The organism is Chryseobacterium sp. CH25, from assembly GCF_004119455.1.
GTDB lineage: Bacteria > Bacteroidota > Bacteroidia > Flavobacteriales > Weeksellaceae > Chryseobacterium.
The window spans coordinates 452,363-474,706 of record NZ_NRQT01000001.1; the positions used below are offsets into that span (position 1 = coordinate 452,363).

The 22,344-nt window shown below is 37.5% G+C and carries 20 protein-coding genes and 1 pseudogene; 15 read left to right on the forward strand and 6 right to left on the reverse strand.

Going from position 1 to position 22,344, the window contains the following annotated elements:
• Positions 1 to 152: 152 nt before the first annotated feature.
• From BOQ64_RS02000 to BOQ64_RS02010, 3 genes are all read left to right on the forward strand, one after another.
• Complete coding sequence (locus BOQ64_RS02000; protein ID WP_129056485.1) at positions 153 to 1,307, forward strand: IgGFc-binding protein; 1,155 nt, start codon at positions 153 to 155, stop codon at positions 1,305 to 1,307.
• A 2-nt stretch (positions 1,308 to 1,309) separates the two neighbouring features.
• Complete coding sequence (locus tag BOQ64_RS02005; protein ID WP_129059619.1) at positions 1,310 to 3,295, forward strand: gliding motility-associated C-terminal domain-containing protein; 1,986 nt, start codon at positions 1,310 to 1,312, stop codon at positions 3,293 to 3,295.
• 87 nt (positions 3,296 to 3,382) lie between these two features.
• Entirely contained in the window at positions 3,383 to 6,469 is a 3,087-nt protein-coding gene (locus BOQ64_RS02010; protein ID WP_129056481.1) for a T9SS type B sorting domain-containing protein, read from the forward strand.
• A 104-nt stretch (positions 6,470 to 6,573) separates the two neighbouring features.
• Here BOQ64_RS02010 and BOQ64_RS02015 read toward each other — a convergent pair whose 3' ends face one another.
• Positions 6,574 to 6,930, reverse strand: a complete 357-nt coding sequence (locus BOQ64_RS02015; protein WP_129056479.1) for a winged helix-turn-helix transcriptional regulator — start codon at positions 6,928 to 6,930, stop codon at positions 6,574 to 6,576.
• A 154-nt stretch (positions 6,931 to 7,084) separates the two neighbouring features.
• Between BOQ64_RS02015 and BOQ64_RS02020 the strand changes: the two genes are divergently transcribed.
• Positions 7,085 to 7,717, forward strand: a complete 633-nt coding sequence (locus BOQ64_RS02020) for an NAD(P)H-dependent oxidoreductase (RefSeq protein WP_129056477.1) — start codon at positions 7,085 to 7,087, stop codon at positions 7,715 to 7,717.
• 91 nt (positions 7,718 to 7,808) lie between these two features.
• Positions 7,809 to 8,792 (forward strand): MsnO8 family LLM class oxidoreductase, encoded by a 984-nt coding sequence (locus tag BOQ64_RS02025; protein WP_129056475.1) that lies wholly within the window; start codon positions 7,809 to 7,811, stop codon positions 8,790 to 8,792.
• Between the two features lie 60 nt (positions 8,793 to 8,852).
• On the opposite strand, the gene BOQ64_RS02030 is transcribed toward BOQ64_RS02025, so the two are convergent.
• Both BOQ64_RS02030 and BOQ64_RS02035 read right to left on the reverse strand, forming a co-directional pair.
• Positions 8,853 to 9,104 carry a hypothetical protein gene (locus BOQ64_RS02030; protein WP_129056474.1) on the reverse strand — a complete coding sequence of 84 codons (252 nt, stop codon included), beginning with the start codon at positions 9,102 to 9,104 and terminating at the stop codon, positions 8,853 to 8,855.
• 80 nt (positions 9,105 to 9,184) lie between these two features.
• A complete protein-coding gene (locus BOQ64_RS02035; protein ID WP_129056472.1) occupies positions 9,185 to 9,727 on the reverse strand; it encodes a hypothetical protein in 543 nt (180 codons plus the stop codon).
• 263 nt (positions 9,728 to 9,990) lie between these two features.
• Between BOQ64_RS02035 and BOQ64_RS02040 the strand changes: the two are divergent.
• Positions 9,991 to 10,934 (forward strand): annotated as a pseudogene (locus BOQ64_RS02040) (MBL fold metallo-hydrolase).
• A 65-nt stretch (positions 10,935 to 10,999) separates the two neighbouring features.
• On the opposite strand, the gene arr reads toward BOQ64_RS02040, so the two are convergent.
• Positions 11,000 to 11,413 carry an NAD(+)--rifampin ADP-ribosyltransferase gene (gene arr / locus BOQ64_RS24780; protein WP_410494455.1) on the reverse strand — a complete coding sequence of 138 codons (414 nt, stop codon included), beginning with the start codon at positions 11,411 to 11,413 and terminating at the stop codon, positions 11,000 to 11,002.
• 497 nt (positions 11,414 to 11,910) lie between these two features.
• Here arr and BOQ64_RS02050 point away from each other — a divergent pair, with 497 nt between their 5' ends.
• From BOQ64_RS02050 to BOQ64_RS02085, 9 genes are all read left to right on the forward strand, one after another.
• Positions 11,911 to 12,327: a hypothetical protein gene (locus tag BOQ64_RS02050; RefSeq protein WP_129056467.1), complete on the forward strand. Its 417-nt coding sequence runs from the start codon at positions 11,911 to 11,913 to the stop codon at positions 12,325 to 12,327.
• Between the two features lie 10 nt (positions 12,328 to 12,337).
• A complete protein-coding gene (locus BOQ64_RS02055; protein ID WP_129056465.1) occupies positions 12,338 to 13,012 on the forward strand; it encodes a suppressor of fused domain protein in 675 nt (224 codons plus the stop codon).
• Between the two features lie 197 nt (positions 13,013 to 13,209).
• Positions 13,210 to 13,800: a pyridoxal 5'-phosphate synthase gene (locus BOQ64_RS02060; protein WP_129056463.1), complete on the forward strand. Its 591-nt coding sequence runs from the start codon at positions 13,210 to 13,212 to the stop codon at positions 13,798 to 13,800.
• Positions 13,801 to 13,923: 123 nt separating this feature from the next.
• The gene (locus BOQ64_RS02065; protein ID WP_129059621.1) at positions 13,924 to 14,226 is read left to right on the forward strand and encodes a hypothetical protein; all 303 of its coding nucleotides are present in this window, start codon (positions 13,924 to 13,926) and stop codon (positions 14,224 to 14,226) included.
• A gap of 132 nt (positions 14,227 to 14,358) precedes the next feature.
• Positions 14,359 to 14,796, forward strand: coding sequence for a TonB-dependent receptor plug domain-containing protein (locus BOQ64_RS23585; RefSeq protein ID WP_228448071.1), 438 nt, complete (start codon positions 14,359 to 14,361; stop codon positions 14,794 to 14,796).
• Positions 14,793 to 16,676 carry a TonB-dependent siderophore receptor gene (locus tag BOQ64_RS02070; protein WP_228448073.1) on the forward strand — a complete coding sequence of 628 codons (1,884 nt, stop codon included), beginning with the start codon at positions 14,793 to 14,795 and terminating at the stop codon, positions 16,674 to 16,676. Before BOQ64_RS23585 ends, BOQ64_RS02070 begins: the two co-directional genes overlap by 4 nt.
• Positions 16,677 to 16,679: 3 nt before the next feature.
• Positions 16,680 to 18,125 carry an ABC transporter permease gene (locus BOQ64_RS02075; RefSeq protein WP_228448075.1) on the forward strand — a complete coding sequence of 482 codons (1,446 nt, stop codon included), beginning with the start codon at positions 16,680 to 16,682 and terminating at the stop codon, positions 18,123 to 18,125.
• A 230-nt stretch (positions 18,126 to 18,355) separates the two neighbouring features.
• Positions 18,356 to 19,471 carry a DUF3526 domain-containing protein gene (locus BOQ64_RS02080; protein ID WP_129056459.1) on the forward strand — a complete coding sequence of 372 codons (1,116 nt, stop codon included), beginning with the start codon at positions 18,356 to 18,358 and terminating at the stop codon, positions 19,469 to 19,471.
• A complete protein-coding gene (locus tag BOQ64_RS02085) occupies positions 19,465 to 20,160 on the forward strand; it encodes an ABC transporter ATP-binding protein (RefSeq protein WP_129056458.1) in 696 nt (231 codons plus the stop codon). The genes BOQ64_RS02080 and BOQ64_RS02085 overlap by 7 nt, the downstream gene beginning before the upstream one ends.
• A 136-nt stretch (positions 20,161 to 20,296) precedes the next feature.
• Here the strand turns inward: BOQ64_RS02085 and BOQ64_RS02090 are convergent, their stop codons facing one another.
• Positions 20,297 to 21,277 (reverse strand): alpha/beta hydrolase, encoded by a 981-nt coding sequence (locus tag BOQ64_RS02090; protein ID WP_129056456.1) that lies wholly within the window; start codon positions 21,275 to 21,277, stop codon positions 20,297 to 20,299.
• Positions 21,278 to 21,417: 140 nt separating this feature from the next.
• The gene (locus BOQ64_RS02095) at positions 21,418 to 22,290 is read right to left on the reverse strand and encodes a helix-turn-helix domain-containing protein (RefSeq protein WP_129056454.1); all 873 of its coding nucleotides are present in this window, start codon (positions 22,288 to 22,290) and stop codon (positions 21,418 to 21,420) included.
• Between the last annotated feature and the right edge of the window lie 54 nt (positions 22,291 to 22,344).

Consider the following 22,344-nt stretch of genomic DNA (forward strand, 5'->3'; position numbering starts at 1 on the left):
ATCTATGCTTTATATGAAAAAACTCTACTTATTATTCTCCCATTTTCCAAAAAACACACTTAGATGTTCTTATAGTCTAAAAAAACAAAATTAGGCACTCCTGACATTCTAAAAAACAGCAGTTTTCTAATTGTAAAAACAAAAATCCCCTTATGATTCATCAAAACATTTATCTTCAGACACGCTTTTGGTCTGTAGTATGGAAAGGGCTTTTATTCAGCCTTATACTCCTTATTAGTACAGGTAAGATTTGTGCACAGAGAGACACAGAACATTGGTTTGCTCCTATAAAACAAGGTTTTGTATCCAATACTAATAAGCAGGCTCTGTTTCTCTCAACAGACTCCGTCTTACCATTCACGGTTACCATTTATAATAACAACACTGTAATTGGTACTGCAACCATCAGTAAAAGCAATCCTCAATCTTTTGATATTCCAACAGATTATATGATTACAGCATTACAGTCACAGGTATTTACTCCTACAACACGAGGATTGTATGTAAAGGGGGACAAACCGTTTTTCTGTACATTCAGGTTTTCGATAGATAAACACGGAGAAATCCTTACCTCTAAAGGTAAGGCTGGAATAGGTACAAAATTCTATGTAGCTCATGTTAATTTACCTCAGCCAGATCCTACGTATAACTTTACCTGCGGCATTTTAGCAACAGAGGATAATACCACAGTAAAGGTGTCTGGTTATAATTCCGGTGTTCAGTTTTCAAACGGTAATACAGGAACCAGTACTCCTTCCATTACTATTGTTCTCAACAAGGGACAATCCTATACTATTGACGGAAAGGGATCTGTTGCCGGAAATCTTACAGGTTTCATTGGGGCAAAAATTGAATCTGATAAGCCCATCTCTGTTACTAATGGTAATTTTAACGGACAACAGACGACTATAGGTAACGGGGCTGGTGGAAGTGATATATTTATGGATCAGTCTGTCCCGGTAGAACGTTTAGGAGATGAATTTGTACTTATGAAGGGTATGGCTCCTATTTCTTATGAATTAGAAGGAGCTATAGTAGTTGCAACAGAAAATAACACACAGGTTTATCTTAATGATCAGATAACTCCTATAGCCACCCTCAATGAGGGACAATTCTATAGAATTAATGCAACGGGTTATATCAGTCAGAATTTTAGTGGTCATTACAATATGCGTATCCGTTCCACAAAAAAAATCTACGTTTATCAGCTCATGTCTGGAGGAACAGCTGGAACCTATTACAATACCGGAGGAGCCAATTATATTCCCCCATTAAACTGTTTCCTGCCAAAAAAATTGATGAGATAGGAATGATTAATGTTCTTCCTTATTTCATTCCAATGACTCCTAACGTAAGATTACAAATTATTACTGAATCCGGAGCCACAGTATCCGTTAACGGAGCAGTACTGTCCGGAGTTCAAGGACCTTATCCTGTTACTGGAAATTCAAACTGGCAAACCTATGCTGTAGAAAATGCTACAGGTAATATTACCGTTCAGTCTACCAAGGCTGTTACTGCCGGAATTGCAGCCGGATATGATGCGGTTGGCTATGGTGGTTATTTTGCCGGTTTCTCCTCTATTCCTGTTATTGCTAAAAAAAGCGGTTCCTGTATTCCTGATATGGTGCTTGAAGTAGATGACAGTTATTCTTCCTATCAGTGGAATTTTAATGGAAATCCAATACCAGGGGCAAACACCAATACCTACACTCCAACACAATCCGGAAATTACACGGTAACGGTTTCTGTTGGCGGAACCTGCCCACCCGCTACAACCCCGGTTTACAAAGTATTTAGCTGCGTAACCAACACCACAAAGGTTTTAACGGTATGCTCTACCAATTCTCAGGTTACCATCACTCCTACATTTACTACCTCAACTCAGACTCCTCTGCCAAGCAGTGTAAAAATTATTACTCCGCCATCAAATGGTACACTGACAGTTAATCCTACTACCGGCATACTAACTTATACCGTTAATGCAGGTGCCACTGCGGATACTTTCACGTATAAATTCTGTGGCAATATCCCTGAATTTTCAGATTGTGAAGAGGTAAAAGTAAATGTAAAGGTTCAGTCTGTTACAGTAAACGACACCACTGTTATGGCATGTAATAATAATGGAACCGGACTTTTTGATCTAACCTCTGCCAATGTAGGCGGACCAGCTTCAGGTATAAAAAAATACTACCTTTCCACTGCTGATCTTCAGGCAGGAACCAATGAAATTATACCGGCAAATAGTTATTCTTCCACTGCACCTAAGGAGGTATATGTAAAAGTATCAACACTGGAAGGCTGTTATGCCCAGGCAAAAATCAGTTTACAGTTCAGTCCGGCTCCGGTAGTACAGAATACATCATTATCTTCCTGCCCTACAGATTCGGACCCGGACAAAGGAAATTTTGATCTTACAAAAGCTCAGATAACCAATGAAACTGGAGTTATCAAAGAATATTACAAAACAATGCATGATGCCCAGTTCGGCACTAATCCTATTATTAACCCAAGTGTCTATCCTTCATCAGATACAACAGTATATATTAAAGTCATTAATGCCTATGGATGTTCAGCAATTGCCACGGTACATCTTATCGTAACTCCACCTAAACCTTCTTCTCTTCTAAAAAATCAGTTGGTATGCTTTGGCTCAACTGTAATTTTAGATGCCGGACCGGGGTATCAATCCTATCAGTGGAGCACCGGAGCAACTACTTCATCTATAGCAGCAGGCCCTGGAGACTATTCAGTTATTCTGGAACACGATCATTGTTTTACCAAACAGAGCGTGAGTGTAAAAGTAGCCCCATTGCCTGTTATCAGCAATGTAGATATTGATAACAACAAAGCAACCCTTACCGTAATTGGTGGACAACCACCTTATATGTATTCTTTAGATAATATAAACTGGCAGGAATCCAACTTATTTACAGGTCTTCCCAACGGACAGAATACATTCTATATAAAAGATTCTTACAACTGTGACTCTGTAAAAGTGGAATTAACCATTATCAATATTATCAATGCGATCACTCCCAACGGAGACAATATCAATGATACTATTTCCTATGCAGAGCTTGGTTATAAAAAAGATTTATCCTTCAGTGTATATGACAGATATGGAAATAATGTCTTTGCCGGAACCCGTTTTAATAATTACACATGGGATGGGAAATCCGGAAACAAGCAAGTATTTTCAGGAACCTATTGGTATGTAATCACCTGGAAGGAACCTACATTACAGAATGCTGTTATAAAATATACAGGATGGATTCTATTAAAAAACTCCTAAAAAATTCAACTGTTACTTACCTTCAATATCATCAGCAGAGGATACAATTCACACTGATGATCAGTTTAACTCATTTTTTCTAATTTTATGAAAAAGATTATACTCACTTTAATACTGTCGTTTTTTTCTGCAGTAATCTGGGCTCAAAGAGATACAGATCATTGGTTTGCACCCATGATAGCAAGTGGCAGTAACGGGTCACCCAAACAGGCCCTTTTCCTGTCTACAGACAGCAATGTCCCTTTTCCTGTTTCCATCTATAATAACAATGTGGTAATAGGAACAGTAACCATCAGTAAAGGAAATCCACAGACCTTTGATATTCCTTTTAATCTTATGGTGGGCCAGAATACGTCTGATGCTATGAGCGTAAAAACACGGGGTCTTTATCTGCATGGTGACCTTCCTTTCTTTGCCACCTACAGGTTTTCAGAAATCAATCATGGGGAAATTCTTACCTCTAAAGGAAAGGCAGGAATTGGCAAACTGTTTTACGCAGTATATGCTCCGTTAATGAACAATCAAAATTCTCAGAACTTTTCCTGCGCTATTCTAGCTACTGAAGATAATACTCAGGTCAAAGTTTCAGGATATGCCATGACAACCTGGTTTTATAATAATTTTAATGGGCTTACCCATCCCTCTGTTACCATTACCCTAAACAAAGGACAGTCTTATACTTTTGCAGGATATGCCAATAAACCTGGAAATAAGGACGGATTTATCGGGGCTAAAATAGAAGCTACCAAACCTATTTCGGTAACTAATGGTAATTATCACGGGCAGTTTGGTATGGTACCACCTTATAACGGTGAAGATATTATTATGGATCAGTCTGTTCCTGTTGAACGTCTGGGCAATGAATTTGTTATTATCAAAGGAAGAGGAAACCTTATTCCGGAAATTGAAGGTGCTCTGATTGTTGCTACCGAAAATAATACAGAAATAAGACTGAATAACAACCCAACTCCTGTAGCTACTTTAAATGCAGGACAGTATTATCGTGTAAGCGCAATGAATTATATCCTCAATGGGCCTGCCCATCATAATATGTACATCAAATCTTCCAAAAATGTATATGTTTATCAGCTTTTATCCGGCATTGAAGATAATGATGCAACACAGGGGTTTAATTATATCCCACCCCTTAACTGTTTTCTTCCCAATGTGATTGATGAAATTGGAAAAATAGGAGAAATGCCTTATTATACCACCTTCAATCCGCCTCTTTTTGTAAAGCTTAATATCTTAACCCAAACCGGTGCTACTGTAGCCGTAAATGGGGTAACCCCCGCAGCAACAGAGGGACCTTTCCCTGTAACAGGTACAAATGATTGGGTTTCCTACTCCATCCCCAATATCACCGGAAATATCACCGTAACCTCAACCAAAGCTGTTACTGCCGGAATTACAGGGGGAAGTGGAAACTTAGGATATGGAGGTTATTTTGCAGGGTTTAATTCCATCCCTGTCATCAGTAAAACTTCTGGAGACTGTATGCCTGGGATTGTACTGAAGGTGGAAGATGGTTTCGACCATTATCAATGGAATCTCAACGGAAACCCTATTCCGGGAGCAAATTCAAATACTTATATTCCAACAAAGGCAGGAAATTACACCGTATCTATCACAAAAGGAACCTGTAAACCTCTTATAACCTATCCTTACAAGGTACAAAGCTGCCTGGTTAATACTGTAAAAGCTTTAAATGTCTGCAGTGCAAAAACACCTACTAAAATAACTCCGGCTTTTACCAATTCAACACAGACACCTGTTCCGGGAACTGTTCAGATTATTACCCCACCAGCTAACGGAACTTTAACCGTAGATCCTGCTACTGGTATATTAACTTATACGGCCAATACTGGAACCACAACAGATACTTTCACCTATAAGTTCTGTGGAAATGATCCTGAATTTACAGATTGTGAGCAGGTAAAGGTAAATATAACTGTACAGCCACTTCTATTAACAGATACAACGGTAAAAACCTGTGAATCAAACGGAACAGGCTTTTTTGATCTGACAACGGCCAATGTAGGCGGACCTTCTAATGCTGGCAGAAAATATTATCCAAGTCTGGCAGATCTGAATGCCGGAATCAATGAAATTATCTCTGCAAATGCTTATCCGTCACCAGTATCTGCAAGTGTTTATGTAAAAGTTACTACTGTGGAAGGATGTACAGCCAATGCGAAGATCACCCTTGAGTATCATCCGAAACCTGTGGTAAAAGATGCAGAGCTTACCGGGTGTTTTATTCCCAACAAGTCCAGTACAGGAATCTTCAACTTGAATAATGCTGTTGTTACGACTACCGTTCCGGTAACTAAAAAGTATTATCCAACATTTGATGATGCAGTTTATGGTCTTAATGAAATTACTACACCTGATGCTTTCATTTCTCAAAATACAACCGTGTATGTTAAGGTAATTAATGCCAACGGGTGTTTTGATTTTGCTAAAATAACTCTGAAAGTCATTCCTCCAAAACCTTCTTATCTTCTGGTAGATCAGTATATTTGTCCAAGTGCACGTGCCACCCTTGATGCCGGGCCCGGTTATACCTCATACGAATGGAGCACAGGAGCAACAACTCAATCCATAACAGCTCCTATTGGAAGTTATTGGGTTATCCTTACTCATAATGGCTGCCAGACCAAACAGACGGTAAAAGTATTACCAGTTCCGCCACCCAAAATTAAACGTGTGGATATTAAGAATAATACCGTCACTCTTATTGTTGGAGAAGGTGTTCCTCCTTATCAGTATTCCAGGGACGGGATGATATGGCAGGATTCTAATGTATTTACAGATCTGCCCCGTGGTAAAAACACATTCTATATAAAGGATTCTTATAACTGTAAACCCATTCAGATTCAGATAACGGTTCCTAATCTTATCAATACAATCACGCCTAACCATGATGGAATTAATGATACTTTGGATTACAGTGAACTGGCTTACTTACAGGAATTAAAGTTTACTATTTTCAACAGATACGGACAGCTTATCTATTCTTCAGAGAAAGGTAAAGAACCCAAATGGAATGGCACTATCGGGGGAACTCCTGTAAGCAGTGGAACCTATTGGTATGAAATATCATGGAAAGAAAAAGATATTCAAGAATCTGTCTCTTATACAGGATGGCTTCTTGTAAAAAATAGAAACTAAATCATTTTATTATCTGAGGGGATAGTAAATAAACAGAATGAATAGGAGCTTATGTCCCTGAGATTTTTGTTTTCAACAGTACAGACTTTGATCTGTACTGTTTTTTAGTTTTTGAGCAGCTGTTCCCTGTATTCTATTCCCCATTTAGCCATTGTATCAATAATATCGTGCAGGCTTTTACCAAAGTCTGTAAGTTCATAATCTACTGTTACCGGCATTGTGTTATTTTGGGTTCTGATAATCAGATTATTCATTTCCAGATCCTTCAGTTCTTTTGAAAGCGTTTTTGCCGCAATACCTTCAAGCTGTCTTTTTAGATCCATGAAGCGCATTTTACCACCAAAATACAGATGGCTGATGATAATGGTTTTCCATTTACCTTCCAATAAATATACGGTATCCTTTACACCCCGGATATGATTTTTACACTCCGGTCCCAGTTCTACCCTCTCCTTTTTCATACTTAATCATTAGAGTACAAAATTAAATAATTATTCAACGTGAATGAAACCTGGTTACTTAAAGGTAACTGGTTACCTGCAGGAAACAGGTGTATAAAAGCAATCATTCGTAGCGTAACTTTGCATCATCAATCAGTAAATAAATAATACAATTATGTCACTACAGGAAACATTAAACTGGAGATCTGCAACCAAAAGCTACAACGGAAAAAACATTGAAACTGAAAAACTGGAGCAGATATTGGAAGCCATTCGCCTAGCTCCTTCAAGTTCAGGATTACAGCCGTTTAAAGTTTTAGTTATCAAAAATAAAGAACTGAGAGAAAAGCTACAGCCCATTTCCTGTAATCAGGATCAAATTGTACAGGCCTCTCATATTCTTGTTTTTGCTGCCTGGGATGAATATACCACAGAAAGGGTGGATTCTTTTTTTGAATTCAGCAATCAGGTAAGAAACCTGCCTCAGAACTCCACTGATGACTATCGTTTAAACTTATTGAGTATGTTGGAAAAACAAAGTAAGGATCAACATTTCACAAATGCTTCCAGACAAACCTATATTGCTTTAGGTTTCGGGCTATTGGCAGCTGCAGACCTTAGAGTAGATGCTACTCCAATAGAAGGTTTTAACAACGAGGCTGTAGATAATCTGCTTAATCTGCCTGAACAGGGGTTAAAAAGTACAGTTCTAATGGCTCTCGGCTATAAAGATGAAGAAACCGATTGGTGGGCAAAACTGGACAGAGTAAGAAGACCGAAGGAAGAATTGTTTGTAGAAATCAACTAATTTAAGCAGAGGCTGCCTTAAAAGTTTATCTCCTGACTTTTGAGACAGTCTCCTTTTTTTGTCTTAAATTGATGACTCATAAATCATCCTCATGGAACTGAAATTAAGTATCCTGGACCAGACTCCGGTCATCAAAGGTGGTAATGCTGATATTGCACTCAAAAACAGCCTGATATTAGCAGAAATGGCAGATAAACTAGGTTACCACAGTGTTTTATATTCTGAACATCATGGTGTGGAAGCCTATGGAAGCTCAAGCCCGGAAATTCTTGCCGCAACCGTTCTTGCCAACACCAAAAATATCAAAGTAGGCACAGGAGGAATCATGCTTCGTAATTATTCAGCTTTCAAAATTGCTGAATGGGCAAAGATGCTTGCCACATTCTACCCTGACCGCTTTATACTGGGCCTGGGAAAAGCACCCGGCGGACTGAAAGATGCAGTATTAGCTTTAAACGGTCATAAACTACCTGTTCTTAACAACATTAATGAAAAGCTGGAGGAGATTATTGCGTATTTAAAAGAACAGAACTATAAAGATACCAATCTCTTTACCCAGCCATCCCATGTTTCAGTATTACCGGAGATCACCTGGTTAGGTTCTGGAGAAAGTTCTGCAAAAGAAGCGGCTAAATATGGTATTTCCTACTCTATGGCTGATTTCATTGCAGACGGTTCCAATGCTGAGATCCAGAAAATATATCAGCAGGAATTTAATATGGCAGGGTATGGAAGTCAGCCTTCTTTTCAGGTTGCCATCTCTGCTTCTGTTGCGGAAAGTCCTGAGCAGGCACGTCGTAATGCGTTTGGAATGGTATATCAGTTTGTAGAATCCAGAAAAATTTTAGCACCCGGTGCATTGAAATCTCCGGATGAGGTTGAAGCTCTTATTGACAATGGTGAAGACAGAGAACTGTTCAATACCCTGCTCAATAAGGTTGTAACAGGAACTCCGGACACGATCCAATCAAAGTTAAAAGAGAAAGCCCTTCAATATGGGACCAATCATCTTGTTGTATTATCCAATATGTACAGAGAAGAAGACAGAATTTTCACCTATGAAAGTCTTGTTTAATAAAAAAGCCTGCTCTCGACCTTTCAATCATTGGGCAGACTTATTTTCTTATTCTGATTCTTATTTCAGATTTCTGGACTCCAGTTCTTTTTCTAAAGCCTGATTACGCTTATTCCATTGAGTTCCCAGGAATAAAGCAAAACCTAATGGAAAAAAAGTAAAAAATCCTATGCCGTGGGTTACACTACCGTATACTGCAACACCAATAAGAAATCCTATGAGAACAGCACTGATTATTTTATCGGATTTAGATTTATTCTTTTTCTCTATTAATTCCTGATCAGTTAATTGATTTAACTCTTTTTCTGCCATGATTACTGTTTTTAGTTTTTTGTGAAACCTTGCTAACTTACAAATTTTTCTCCTATTCTAATTGAAAATTCTTACCATGCTTAATTGGCAGCAGGATCAATAAGTTCAGTAGTAATTCTTAAAGATTTTAAAAGGTTTTTATCGTCAAAAAGCAACGTTGTAAAATGTTTTCCTTTCTTAAAAATCAATTTTGAACCTTCCGGAAATTCACTGCCTGCATCAAGCTTTTGAACATCTGCATTATATTTTTTGAATTGTTTTTTTGCGTTCTCTAATGTTGTTTTATTCAGAATAAGACCATAAGGTAATCCACCAACGATTACTTCTTTATGATCAGGGATCTCAAAAAACATTTCATTCACCGTATTGTTTTTTCCAAGACCGGAATAAAGCTCCAGTCCTGATTTCGTAGACCATTTAGCATATTTCTCACCATTAGCATCTTCATAAAATATCGTTTTTGCATGTAAAACCTTTGAGATTTTATCGGGAGTCTGTGGAAAAATAAATTCAGAGTTCTTGTCCAGTAAAGTATTCAGAGCAGCAGTCTTTTGTGAAAATGCAGTAAAACTGAAAAATTGAAAAAGTACTGCAAGAACTAAGGTGAACGGTTGTATTTTCATAGTAATTATTTTGAGGTTTAAAGATATTAAAATTAGAATGAATAGGCAGAAAATTAGAGAATGGAAACCGAAAGCCATTATTCTAACAATAACAATTTAAACTCATCTAAGACAGCATTTTTCATATTCTTAATAATTTCTAATCTTCATTTCCATGTTCTCCTTCAGATCAATATGAACGGTTATTGATAGCAAATCCGGAAAAAAATAATGTAAATTTGTCCTGACTTACCGCAAAGGGTAGGTTTTTAGTTTTTAATATAATGAAAAAAACAGCATTTTCTTTACTGGCGCTTGTTTTACATCTGGCCTGCCAGGCACAAAATTTTGACGTTATTCCATTAGGCATTTATGGTGGAGAGCAGGAAGATAATTTATCTGCTTATTTAGTTGGAGGGACCCAAGACAATACATTTCTTTGTCTTGATGCCGGAACAGTAAATACCGGAATCCGAAAAGCAATTGAACAGAAAAGTATTAATGGTCCGGAAGAAACGGTTCTTAAAGATCAGATCAAAGGATATTTTATTTCTCATGGGCATCTGGATCATTTAGCAGGGCTTATTATCAACTCTCCGGCTGATTCTAAAAAAGATATTTTTGCCATTCCATCAGTAGTTCAGATTCTGCAGAATCATTATTTCATTACAGATACCTGGATCAATTTTGCGGATCAGGGGCAGAAACCTATCCTTGGGAAATATCATTATAACGAACTTCAGGAAGGAACGGAAGTACCAACGCAGAAAACTTCTTTTTTCTTAACAGGATATGAGCTGAGCCATGTTAATCCCTATAAAAGCAGTGCTGCCCTTGTAAGAAATGAAAACCATTATCTGCTGTATTTGGGTGACACCGGAGCTGACAGAATTGAGAAGTCTGACCGCATGGACAATCTTTGGAAAAATGTAGCTTCATTGGTTCAAAAAAACAGCTGAACACTATATTAATTGAAGTTTCCTTCCCGAACAGCCAGCCCGAGCATTTGCTATTTGGACACCTCACCCCTAACCTACTGTTGGAAGAACTTGAAAAACTAAAGATAAAAACCGGACAAAAAGATCTGGAAGGCCTTAATATCGTGGTTACTCACAGAAAGCCTACAGGCAACAATCCTGAGATTATTAAACAGGAACTATTAAAAAACAACCCTTTAAAGGTAAAATATATTTTCCCGGAACAGGGTAAAAGGATTAATTTACCTTAGTAATAAAAAAGCGATGAAACTCAGATTTCATCGCTTTTATTTTGATATCATCGATCCATATCCGGTTAATTGATTATTTCTCCTTTATTATTTTCCAGTTTTCCACGGAATTTCTGAAGTTCTTCAGAGCCAGGTTTATTCCAGTCTGTGACTTCCCCAATAATTTTTAATGGAGCTTCTGAACGATAAGAACGGGTGAGATTGCCTGGGAATTTTTTATCGGTCAGATTCGGATCATTTTCAAAAATACCTGTAGGTTCTACAATATATACCCGTTCAGGGCCATCTCCCTTCGCTAATGCAGCAGCCAGTCCTGCTCCATTTATCAATGCCGTAAAGTAGATATGATTCATTTTGAACTCAGCCTTATAGTTTGAGTTTCCGCCTGCAGTTAGCAGATCATCTATTTTCAAGTCTGCTTTTGTCCCATGATAAAAGGGTCCTTTATCAAAAATTTTATCTTGTACAGATATTGCCAGCCTATCATACTCTTTTGCTTTTTCCGGATATGAAAGCTCTTCATAACATCGGGCAATCTTTAAGTAAAGAGAGTGAAAAGCACTTTTAGCAGAATCATCATCTACTTTTAAAGCATGTTCCAACGCTATTTCAAACCACTTTAACCGAGCAGAAACTATCTTTTGATTCCGCGCCATATAATAGGCTGCAAGAAATTTTTCAAAATCGTTCGTAGCTTCATTCCAACCTTTCTCAAATAACTGTTCCGCTTCTTCCGGTTTGTTCTGTTCCTCCATAATCATTCCATGGATACAGAGTTTAACAACGTGATTAAATGGTGAAAATTCCATGATGTGATTATTTTGTTTCAGTAAGTTTTTTAATCCTTACACCAAAGTTAGACAAATAATTAAACCCTTTCACTCATTATCAACAGGTAAAAAAATAATATTATCTTTATAAAAGTAATATTTCAAACAATCAACAGACTGTTACTGGAAAATATTTTTGTACGAAAATGATGAAAAAGCTGTGTTATCTTTTATTATTTCTATTAGCAGGCATATTCAGTGCACAAACCCATGAAATTCCTCAAAGTGTTAAGGACGCTTTTAAGGGATATTGGGTATATAACGGTAAGTATTTCACTAATTCTGTAGCCATTGATTTTGAACCGGGAAAAGATTTTGCTGTTTTTACAGATATTGGCACCGGTGAAGCACCTCCCATCGCTCTTCAGGCAACAGTAAAAGGAAATTTATTAATTATTCCGGCAGAACAAAATAAAAATGATTATATAGAACTGGAAGTTATAAAAGGAAAATTACATTTAAGAGTAAAACAGGTAATGTGGGATAAAGATGGGAATATCATCCATAGCAACAGCAAACCTGAAGAGAGAACAATATTTAAACGCAATACACAAAAAAATTAAAGACATGGAAATGGACAAGGAACTGATCAAAAAAATACAGGATAAAAAGCATTATTATGAAAATGTTGAAGCGTTGGAAAAACACCTGGATGAAAATTTCAAAAGTGAAGAAATAACCGTTTTTCATGAGATGTTGTCTCTCGACTTTCATCTTGATGTGTATTTTATTCAGCCTGAAGATGAAGATTTTAATCTGCTTGTAACTTCCGGCATGAGTCTGCTGGAAATGCAGGTTCCTGATAGTATTCCCAATAAAGAAGACTACACTTTTGCGGAACTTTTGATTTTGCTTCCTAAAGATCTGAAATTTGAAAAAGTATTTCCAAGTGAAGGAAAAAACGACTGGATCATAGGAATGATAAAAGATATGGCCAGGTTTCCACACCATCAGGACACTTTCTTAACGGAAGGACATTCTCTACAGGCATGGAGCGATATTTCTGAACCTTATGATGAAAATACACAGTTTACAAGCTGTATTTTATTACCTTCAGCTACTTTTGATGATGATTTTATGCAAATCTCCTGTGATGACAGGATCATTACTTTACACACGCTATTTCCGCTTTATCAAAATGAGCTGGAATATAAAATAGAACATGGTTACGGAAAGTTCTTCGATTTGTTGATTGAGGGCAATACTCCTGATATTTTCAATAATAATCGTAAGAATTTATTGGAATAAGCGGATTGAATAAAGAATCTGATAGTTATTGTCTTCCTGAAGTAGCTATCAGATATTATTTCTTTCTAATAATGAGATCACCTTCTGACAACCTGATCTTTTCATCATATATGAAAAATTAAAGTACTTTGAGAATTCAGAAATGACTATCTCCATGACATATTGTGTAAATTTGAGTACTACAATCCGGAAGCACCATGAATATTACCGATATTATTATACTTTTTCAGCATTATTTACATCAGGAAATCCAAACCAGAAAACAACGTTTACCATATGCCTGCTGCCTTTCTACTATAGGTCTGGATGGCTTTCCCAATGCCCGTTTTGTCTCTCTGAAAGAAGTTCGGGACGGAAAGTTTATAGTATCAGGAACTTTATCTTCCCGAAAAGGAGACGAAATTCAGGCTCATCATCAGGTGGCTTTAACATTCTGGTGGCCTGAAACACAGCGTCAGGTCAGAATTCAAGGTATTGCCCAAGTTATGGAAGGAGAAATGGTGGACCAATATTTCAATGAACGAAATCTTGGGAGCCGTATCGTGTCTGTAGTCAGTGACCAAGGAAAGGTACTGCATGATCTGAATGAATTAACTCAACAATATGACACATTTGCCCAGGGGCTGGATGAAAATTCCCAGGTTCCCCGTCCTGAAAATTGGGGAGCTTATGCAATTGAACCTATCCGTATTGAATTTCTGACATTTAGTGAAAGTAGATTTCATGATCGGAGTCTGTTTCAAAAAGATCAGGACGATGAGTGGACAGAAATCAAGTTACAACCCTAATTATTCTTTTTATTACTTTTTATTCATTTTAGTCTGTTTTTAAAATTAAATTGTATTTTTGTTCTCCTGATTATGCAAAAATTTCTCAGAATCTTTTTTGTTTTTAGTATGTTGCTGATATTTATGTCGAATGTCAGTGGGGTAAGCACATGCCTTGACCATGCTAAACACACGAAGACGAAACTAATGTATAAAAAGGGTTCCAAAGAGGAAAAAATTCCTACTTTCTCCCAGGATGATGAATGCCAGTGTGCGCTTCATATGCATATGAACAATATTCTTCTTCCTGAACCTTTGCAAATGAATTTTGCAGTCAATACTTCCAATGACAGCGAGATGCCTCAACCAAAAGCCATTTCTTACCGCTGTCTCCTCGACTTTTTCAGTTCGAGAGCACCCCCAGCTTCATTTTTCGCGGTAGCCTAAATTACGCTGCCCTTATTCTACATATACAGATTCTTTAGTCTGTACTGATATTCTGTGGATACATGGGTTTTCATCAACTCTATCTATCCTAATTATTAATGGGGCATATCCAGTCCCTATTCAACTCTATTCATGATTACCAATAATTTTTATTATCAGGGAATAATTCATTTTATTTCCCCAAATCCCGTGAAGCTTTTTAGCTTAGGAATCATTACTGCATCTACATTTCTCCATGCACAGTCTCATCATCAGGATACGCTATCTACCGGTGTACAAACCGTTGAAATTGTCGGAAGAAAAGCTAAAGATTACACGTCTGATTATTCTTTTGCAGCCACCAAAATTGCTATGAAAAACAAAGACCTTCCTTTAACGCTTAATACGGTTACCAAAGAACTGATTACAGACCGCCAGGCCTTTCAGCTTGGAGAGGTTATGAAAAATGTTAATGGAGTCTCCCCTTCCAGCTATTATAATCAATACAGCATCAGAGGAATCAGTCAAAATGAAGAAGGGCAGATTATCAATGGGATGCGGACAAGGCAATATTATTTTTGCAGCCTATGACCTCTAATATTGAACGTGTAGAGGTTTTCAAAGGTCCTGCAAGCATTACCATGTCCAGTGTTGATCCCGGCGGAACAATTAATATGGTGACAAAAAAGCCACTGTCAACCCCTCGTCATGAGATCAGTTCATCCGGAGGCAGCTTTGATACCTACAGGGTCACTACAGATCTTACAGGTCCTTTAAATAAAAGCAAAACCCTTCTCTATCGTTTTAACGGAGCGTATCAAAATGCTCATTCTTTTAGAGACAATGTAAAAAACAGCGGTTTCTTACTGTCTCCTTCCCTCACATTTGTACCCAATGAAAAAACATCTGTGAATGTTGAAATGATTTTTAATGATCTCTATGGAAATCTGGACAGAGGGCAGCCTATTTTTGGTGCTATTGCAGGAAAAACAGATTTGAACAGTACTCCCAGAACCTTAAACCTTGGTGCTCCGGATGATTTTTTTAAAACCAGGGATCTGATTATTATGGGAAGCGTCGCTCATCATTTCAATCCATTTATCAGCTTCAATGCCTCTTATATGAAGCAGTACTGGAGAGAAGACTTACAGGAGCACCGGGCAACCAATTCTTTTGTTCCTGATATGGATAATAAACCGGTTTCCAGCCTGGCAATGATGCAGTTTATCCAAAGAAAACAAAGATGGGCCGTTGATAATATTAATGCTTATTTTAATTTCAATTTTAAAACAGGTTCGGTTCAGCACCAGACATTAATAGGATATGATAACCAGATATGGGAGAAACGTAAAGGAGGTCAACAAAATGCAGCAAGGGGCTTTCTGCTGAAGAACGGATCGGTAGTTTCTTCTTACAATCCTGCCAAAGCAGCAGATTATCAGACGATCAATTACAATGGAACTATAATTCCCAAACCTAATGTGGATCCGTTTGACCTTAATCCCGGAGCTGTTAATCATCAGGGAGTTGACTTTAATACTCTTAATGTCATCACTCCGTTACCAACTGCATTAACAACTACGCATGCGGCTTATATTCAGCATTTTTTTACCTGGAAAAAATTTAAAATATTATCCGGAATACGTCAGGAATGGTTCCAGGATACTACTCACTTTAAAGAAGCTAACGAGTCTTCTTTTCAGAACCACAAGCTATTGTATAGGTTCGGAGTCACCTATAGTTTAACTGATCAGATTAATCTGTATGGAACTTACCTAACCGGATATCAGCCGCAATCCAATACCGTAACTTTAATGCCTAATACTTCTAATCTTGCTGGTTCTGAGTCTGCAGCAAGGTTTAAACCTTTAACATCTGACCTTAAAGAACTTGGAATCAAAGTTCAGCTTTTCGGAAAAATTTCTTTGAATGTTGCTGTTTATGAGATCCATCAACGAAATATCTTACTCAATGCCAATAATCCGGCAGAACCTGATGAACTTGTACAAAGAGGTGCTGACCGTAGTCGTGGATTTGAAGCTGAGTTTAACGGATATATTCTCCCTCAATGGCATATCTATGGTGGATATAGCTATATTGATGCTAAAATAGTAGATGATACTAACCCTGATCTTATAGGAAAAAGGAAAGAAAATACTTCTAAAAATTCTCTTACCCTATGGACACGCTATAACTTTTCCGCAATAAATGCTATAAAAGACTTTGGAATCGGTATAGGAATGCTTTATCAGAGTTCAAAAGTCCCGTGGTTTACCCGAAGTTTTGAACTCCCGGCATATACTACGATGGATGCCGCTGTGTATTATTCACCCCCAAAATCTAATATTCAGCTCACATTCAACCTGAACAATATAACCAACAAGATATATTGGATTGGGGCACAAAACTACCTCAGGCTATTTCCGGGTACTCCAAGAAATTATTTACTAACTGCTACTTATAAATTTTAAATTATGGCTATTTCAAATTTAAATCTGATGGTGAAAAAGACCTGGCAGGATTTGTTTAAAGGAAAACAAAGCTTGCTTATCACGATCACTGTCCTCTTATTCTGTATGCTAAGTATTGGCATAGGGTATACAAAATATACCGAAACTTTTTCAAAAATAAAGGAATACCGGAAAGAAGTCCGGGAAGGCTGGGAACACAGACCTGATAAACATCCGCACCGTATGGCCCATTACGGCTATTTGGTTTTCAGAATTGGTCATCCTCTCAGCATCTTTGATAACGGATTGGATGATTATCTTGGAAACGTTATATTTCTGGAAGCCCATAAACAGAATACAGCTAATCTCTCTGAAGCCGGAAGCTCAGGTACTTTGGTCAGATTCGGAGCCTTCAGTAGTGCTTTTATCCTGCAAACCATAGTTCCTCTTATTATCCTTTTCTTAGGATTTGGCTTAATTGTACAGGAGCGGGAGAATGCAACCTTAAAAATTGCCAGTGTACAGGGAGCTTCAGGAAGAGATATTGTCTGGGGAAAAGTTCTGGGACTTTGGTTCTTTTCACTGTGTTTTCTGATTCCGGTTATTCCTGCTGTTTTTCTGACAGCATACCTGGCAGGAACAACAGAATGGACTGATATTCTGATAAGACTGTCTTTTTTACTGCCTGCTTATATGGTGTATTATTTTTTCATCAGTGCTTTAACTATTGTGATATCAGCCAACAGTAAAAGTACTTCTTCAGCTTTGATCAGCCTTATCGGATTTTGGCTTCTTTTCATTATTATTCTGCCTAAAGGAGTTCAGTTTGCTGCACAGAATTTATATTCCACTCCTTCCCGTATTGCCTTTGAAACCAATCTGGAAAAAGATATTTTAAAAGCTGGGGACAGTCACAATCCGGATGATCCTCATTTTAAAAAGATTAAAGATTCTTTACTGGCCCATTATAAAGTGAGTTCCACTGACCAACTTCCTTTTAACTACGGTGGGTTTGTAATGAAAGAAGGAGAAAAAATAAGTTCATCCATATATACCAAACATCAGCAAAAACTACAGGATATTTATAATAGACAGCAGAGATTTACAGATCTGTCCGGATTTATTAATCCTGCAATTGCTGTTAAAAACTTTTCAATGATCGCCACTGGAACAGATTTTTTCTCTTATACCCAATTTCAAAAGCAAGCTGAAGATTATCGTTATCAAATGGCTCAACATTTAAATAATCTGCAGATTGAACATATCAGTAATATAAAACCGGAAAAAGGTGGTCCACCTGCTATTATAGACAAAGATAACTGGAAGAAATTTCCGGACTTTAATTATCAGTACACCTCTGTGTCTGATGCCATGAAAGAACAGATAATGCCCGGCATTGCTCTGCTTATATGGCTGACTGTATGCATTATCGTGATTGAAATAAGTGGAAGAAAATTAAAATTAATCTAAATGAATCATTATTTATATACCCAATTTTATCGCAATAAAGCCTATCTCATGGCATTGCTATTTTTATTGCTGGCCGGCCTTATGGCCATTTTTACCGGAAAAAATTTCTGGACCGAAACGAAGATATCATTTCAAAAAGCGGAGCATTCCAAAAAGAGAGTATTGAACGAAATACCAGATTTCATAAGGATGATCTGGGACTCGCTCTTTACTATATAAAGTTTAATCTGTTGAATGAAACGCCCAAACTGGCGGCCCTAAACATTGGGATGCGTGATGTAGCACCTTCTGTTCAGGGAGTAACCATCAGAAATCTTGAGGAACAGCGTTATAATTCTGATTTTTATAATCCTGCCAATGCAGCTGTAGGAAATTTTGATTTCAGTTTTGTAGTTATTTTCCTTTTTCCATTAGTTATTATTGCATTCTGTTATAATCTGATCTCTGAGGAAGAAGAAAAAGGAACCTGGAAGCTGCTCTCTGTGCAAAGCAGTCATTTAGGAAAGCTTTTGGACCATAAAATGCTGATACGGCTTTTAGCCATAACCTTGGTTTACATCATCTTACTCATTATTGCTTCCGTCTGGATAAAAATCCCTTTGGATCAATATTATATCGCTTTTATGGTGAGCGGATGGCTGTATATTTTGTTTTGGTTTGCCTTATGCCGATGGATAATATCTTTCCGGAAATCATCTGCCCAGAATGCACTTATCCTTCTTATAGCATGGGTGAGCATTAATTTTATAATTCCTATGAGCAGCAATATCCTGATACAAAGGATCTACCCTATTCATGAATCTCTAAAGGCAGTAATGGAACAGAGAGATGGCTATCACAATAAATGGGACGAAGCAAAACATCCTACTATGGAAAAGTTCTACAAAGCCTATCCACAATACAAAAATTTCATTGTGGAAGAAAATGATACGTTTACCTGGACCTGGTATTACGCTATGCAGCACATGGGTGATGTGGAATCTTCAAAATCATCAGAACAGTATACCAAAAAAATGCAGAAAAGAAATCAGGCGGCTATTTATTTAGGGTATATTTTTCCCAACCTTCATACACAGATCGTAGAAAGTCAACTTGCCAAAACTGATATGAACAATCAGCTGCAGTATGCTTCTGCATTAAAGAAGTTTCACGAAGGAAAACGATTATCCTTCTATCCTCTTATTTTCTCAGGAAAAAACACTGAATCTGTCAACTGGGAGCAGCAAGCTATACAAACTTTCAGTGCTTCTGAAAGCATACCACTTATTCCGTTTTTTCTGCCTTATCTAATCTTCATTGCTTTATTGATTATCCTTTCACAAAACAAATACAGAAAACTATGTTAAAAACAGTCAACCTACATAAAAAATACAACGATTTTACAGCCCTTCACTCTCTTAATCTGGAGGTGAAAAAAGGAGAAATATTTGCTCTTTTAGGACAGAATGGTGCAGGTAAAAGTACAACGATCAACATTCTTCTGGGGCTCATTAAAGCGACTTCCGGAGATGCTTTCATCAATGAGATTTCAGTAAAGGATCACCCTCAAAAAATAAAGCAGCATCTAGCTTATATCCCGGAAACCGTACTCCTGTACCCTCAGCTTACCGGAATAGAAAATCTTGATTTTTTCTCTAAAATTGCAGGATTTACCTACAGTAAAGACGAGTTATCTGCATTGCTGCAACGTACCGGACTTCAGGAAACAGCCCATCACAAAGCCTTGGGCGGCTATTCCAAAGGAATGCGTCAAAAAGTAGGAATAGCTATTGCTCTTGCCAAAGATGCCAAAGTTCTTCTCCTTGACGAACCCACCAGCGGGCTTGATCCGATCGCTACAGCAGAATTTACAGAAATTATACGCCAGTTGGGTAAAGATGGGAAAACAATTCTGATGGCAACTCATGATATTTTTAATGCAGCAAGTGTAGCCACTCATATAGGGATTATGAGACAGGGTGAGCTGGTTCAGCATCTGCCGTCCAAAGCCTTTACAGCTCAGGAATTGCAGGAATTATATCTGAAAACAATCTAATACGATAAAAAAGGGATAAAGAAATCCTCATTTATCTATAATTGATTTTAAGATGTAATTCTGATGTAATGGTTTATATATAGACAAAGTCAGCTTATTATTAAGCTGACTTTGTTTTATCCTATCTTACCAAAGATTATTTAAGTTTATCTTTAATCACTGCAGCAGCCTGTAAGATTGCGGTTTGTATAGCCGGTATATCTGCTAAAGGATTCAGTAATCCATAATCATGAATTAAACCGCTGTATCTTGTAAGGGTTACTTCTACCCCAGCTTCATTTAATTTTCTTGCATAGGCTTCTCCTTCATCGCGAAGTACATCATTTTCTGCCGTCTGAACCAAAGCAGGAGGCAATCCTTTTAATTGCTCCAGAGAGGCCTGCAAAGGTGAAGCATATATTTCTTTACGTTTTTCTGTATCCGGCAGATAGTTTTCCCAGAACCATTTCATCATATTTTTGGTAAGGAATCTGCCTTCGGAAAATTCGTTATAAGAAACGGTTTCAAAATCTGCATTCGCTACAGGCCATAATAACACCTGTAACTTAATATGTGGACCATTATTGTTCTTAGCCATTAATGCCATTACAGCGGTCATATTTCCACCTACACTATTTCCAACAACAGCAAGGTTTTTGCCGTCCACACCAATCTTTTCTCCGTTTTCAGCCACCCATTGGGTTACAGCATAAATCTGATTAATCGCTACCGGATATTTTGCTTCCGGAGAAGGGGTATAATCCGGGAATACGGCTACCGCTCCACTTTCAACAACCAAATCTCTTACCAGTCTGCGGTGTGTAGGATAATCTCCCAGTACCCATCCGCCACCATGGGTGAATATAAATACGGGTGCGCCAGGCTGACTGTCTTTAGGCTTTGTAATGTGAATATTCACATCATATCCGTTCTGACTAATCACCTGTTCTGTTTCTTCAATTCCGGAATAGTTAACTTCAACTGATTTCTGGGCACCAATCAGAATCTGACGGGCTTCGTCCGGACTTAAAAATTCCATAGGTGTACCGTCTCCTGAATTTAATGCTTGCAAAAATGTACGTACTTCTGTAAAAATCTGAGGATCATTTTCTCCTTTGAAAGGTCTTTGCCGTGCCATGATATTTGTATTTAATGTTAATAAAAAAGAACGTAAAGCTTTCAAAATATATACAGCTTTACTGTTCTGAATCTTAATGATAAATTGATATTGCAAAGCTACAGCCGCTCAGGTAGATTTATAAGCCACAAAAGGCCATATTAATTGTACATTTTTCCCTCGTTGTACTTTTTTCTGAAATTTGAAGTACTATCTCCTACTTTTAAAGAGAATAACCTATTAAAATAAGCAGGATCTTCATACCCCAGCTGATAGGCAATCTGTTTGGCACTCATTGCGGTATGAATCAACAGTCTTTTTGCTTCAAGAATGATACGGTCTTTAATGACTTCGTTGGGTTGAGACATATTCATTCTTTTCAGTCTGTGGGTCAGTGTTTTGGGAGCAATCCCCATGATATCTGCATAGTCTGCAACGGTATGTTTTTCTTTGTAATGATTTTCTACCAGCAGGCTAAACTGGCGGTAAAAAGCCGTATCATGATCAACCCCATCATTTACCTTATCCAGATGCTGTACACTCCATAGCCTTGTGGAAAGAATAATGATCTGTTTCAGATAAACCCTCAGCATTTCTTCCTGTTGAGCCTGCTTCACCTTAAATTCATCCTGTATTGCCTTCAGGATATGCATAATAACAATAGCCTCTGTAGCATGTAAAGTAATCATTGGCATATTGCTCAGGTTATTAAACAGAAGCCCGTCGCAGGCTACTTCCGCATCATGGATCTGAACGCAATAGAAGTCACGGTTATAATAAATCATAAGCCCTGGCTCCTTCCCTGTATTTTTAATATGGAAGTGCTGATTGCTATTGACAAAGAAAACTGTAGGAACTTCTGTTGTATATTGCTTGAAATCTACAGTAAGAGTATAATTTTCCGGTAAGTATAAAATTTTAATATAGGTTTTATATTTTTCAGAATTAATTTCCTCCTGATCGGCAAGACTAATTCTGTGCAGTCCCATTTTTTTATAAAACGATTCAAGGATACATTGTTGAAACTCAATCATACACTCAATTTGAAATCTATCTTTATATTAACTCTGATAAAATTACAGTTTTTC

Bases quoted from the DNA above. Each gene is read 5' to 3' on its own strand.
- BOQ64_RS02005 (WP_129059619.1), top strand. From the start codon at position 1,310: ATGATTAATGTTCTTCCTTATTTCATTCCAATGACTCCTAACGTAAGA.
- BOQ64_RS02050 (WP_129056467.1), top strand. From the start codon at position 11,911: ATGATGAAAAAGCTGTGTTATCTTTTATTATTTCTATTAGCAGGCATA.
- BOQ64_RS02010 (WP_129056481.1), top strand. From the start codon at position 3,383: ATGAAAAAGATTATACTCACTTTAATACTGTCGTTTTTTTCTGCAGTA.
- BOQ64_RS02055 (WP_129056465.1), top strand. From the start codon at position 12,338: ATGGACAAGGAACTGATCAAAAAAATACAGGATAAAAAGCATTATTAT.
- BOQ64_RS02015 (WP_129056479.1), bottom strand. From the start codon at position 6,930: ATGAAAAAGGAGAGGGTAGAACTGGGACCGGAGTGTAAAAATCATATC.
- BOQ64_RS02025 (WP_129056475.1), top strand. From the start codon at position 7,809: ATGGAACTGAAATTAAGTATCCTGGACCAGACTCCGGTCATCAAAGGT.
- BOQ64_RS02065 (WP_129059621.1), top strand. From the start codon at position 13,924: ATGTCGAATGTCAGTGGGGTAAGCACATGCCTTGACCATGCTAAACAC.
- BOQ64_RS02000 (WP_129056485.1), top strand. From the start codon at position 153: ATGATTCATCAAAACATTTATCTTCAGACACGCTTTTGGTCTGTAGTA.
- BOQ64_RS02030 (WP_129056474.1), bottom strand. From the start codon at position 9,104: ATGGCAGAAAAAGAGTTAAATCAATTAACTGATCAGGAATTAATAGAG.
- BOQ64_RS02095 (WP_129056454.1), bottom strand. From the start codon at position 22,290: ATGATTGAGTTTCAACAATGTATCCTTGAATCGTTTTATAAAAAAATG.
- BOQ64_RS02060 (WP_129056463.1), top strand. From the start codon at position 13,210: ATGAATATTACCGATATTATTATACTTTTTCAGCATTATTTACATCAG.
- BOQ64_RS02020 (WP_129056477.1), top strand. From the start codon at position 7,085: ATGTCACTACAGGAAACATTAAACTGGAGATCTGCAACCAAAAGCTAC.
- BOQ64_RS02090 (WP_129056456.1), bottom strand. From the start codon at position 21,277: ATGGCACGGCAAAGACCTTTCAAAGGAGAAAATGATCCTCAGATTTTT.
- BOQ64_RS02035 (WP_129056472.1), bottom strand. From the start codon at position 9,727: ATGAAAATACAACCGTTCACCTTAGTTCTTGCAGTACTTTTTCAATTT.
- BOQ64_RS02075 (WP_228448075.1), top strand. From the start codon at position 16,680: ATGGCTATTTCAAATTTAAATCTGATGGTGAAAAAGACCTGGCAGGAT.
- BOQ64_RS23585 (WP_228448071.1), top strand. From the start codon at position 14,359: ATGATTACCAATAATTTTTATTATCAGGGAATAATTCATTTTATTTCC.
- BOQ64_RS02070 (WP_228448073.1), top strand. From the start codon at position 14,793: ATGACCTCTAATATTGAACGTGTAGAGGTTTTCAAAGGTCCTGCAAGC.
- BOQ64_RS02085 (WP_129056458.1), top strand. From the start codon at position 19,465: ATGTTAAAAACAGTCAACCTACATAAAAAATACAACGATTTTACAGCC.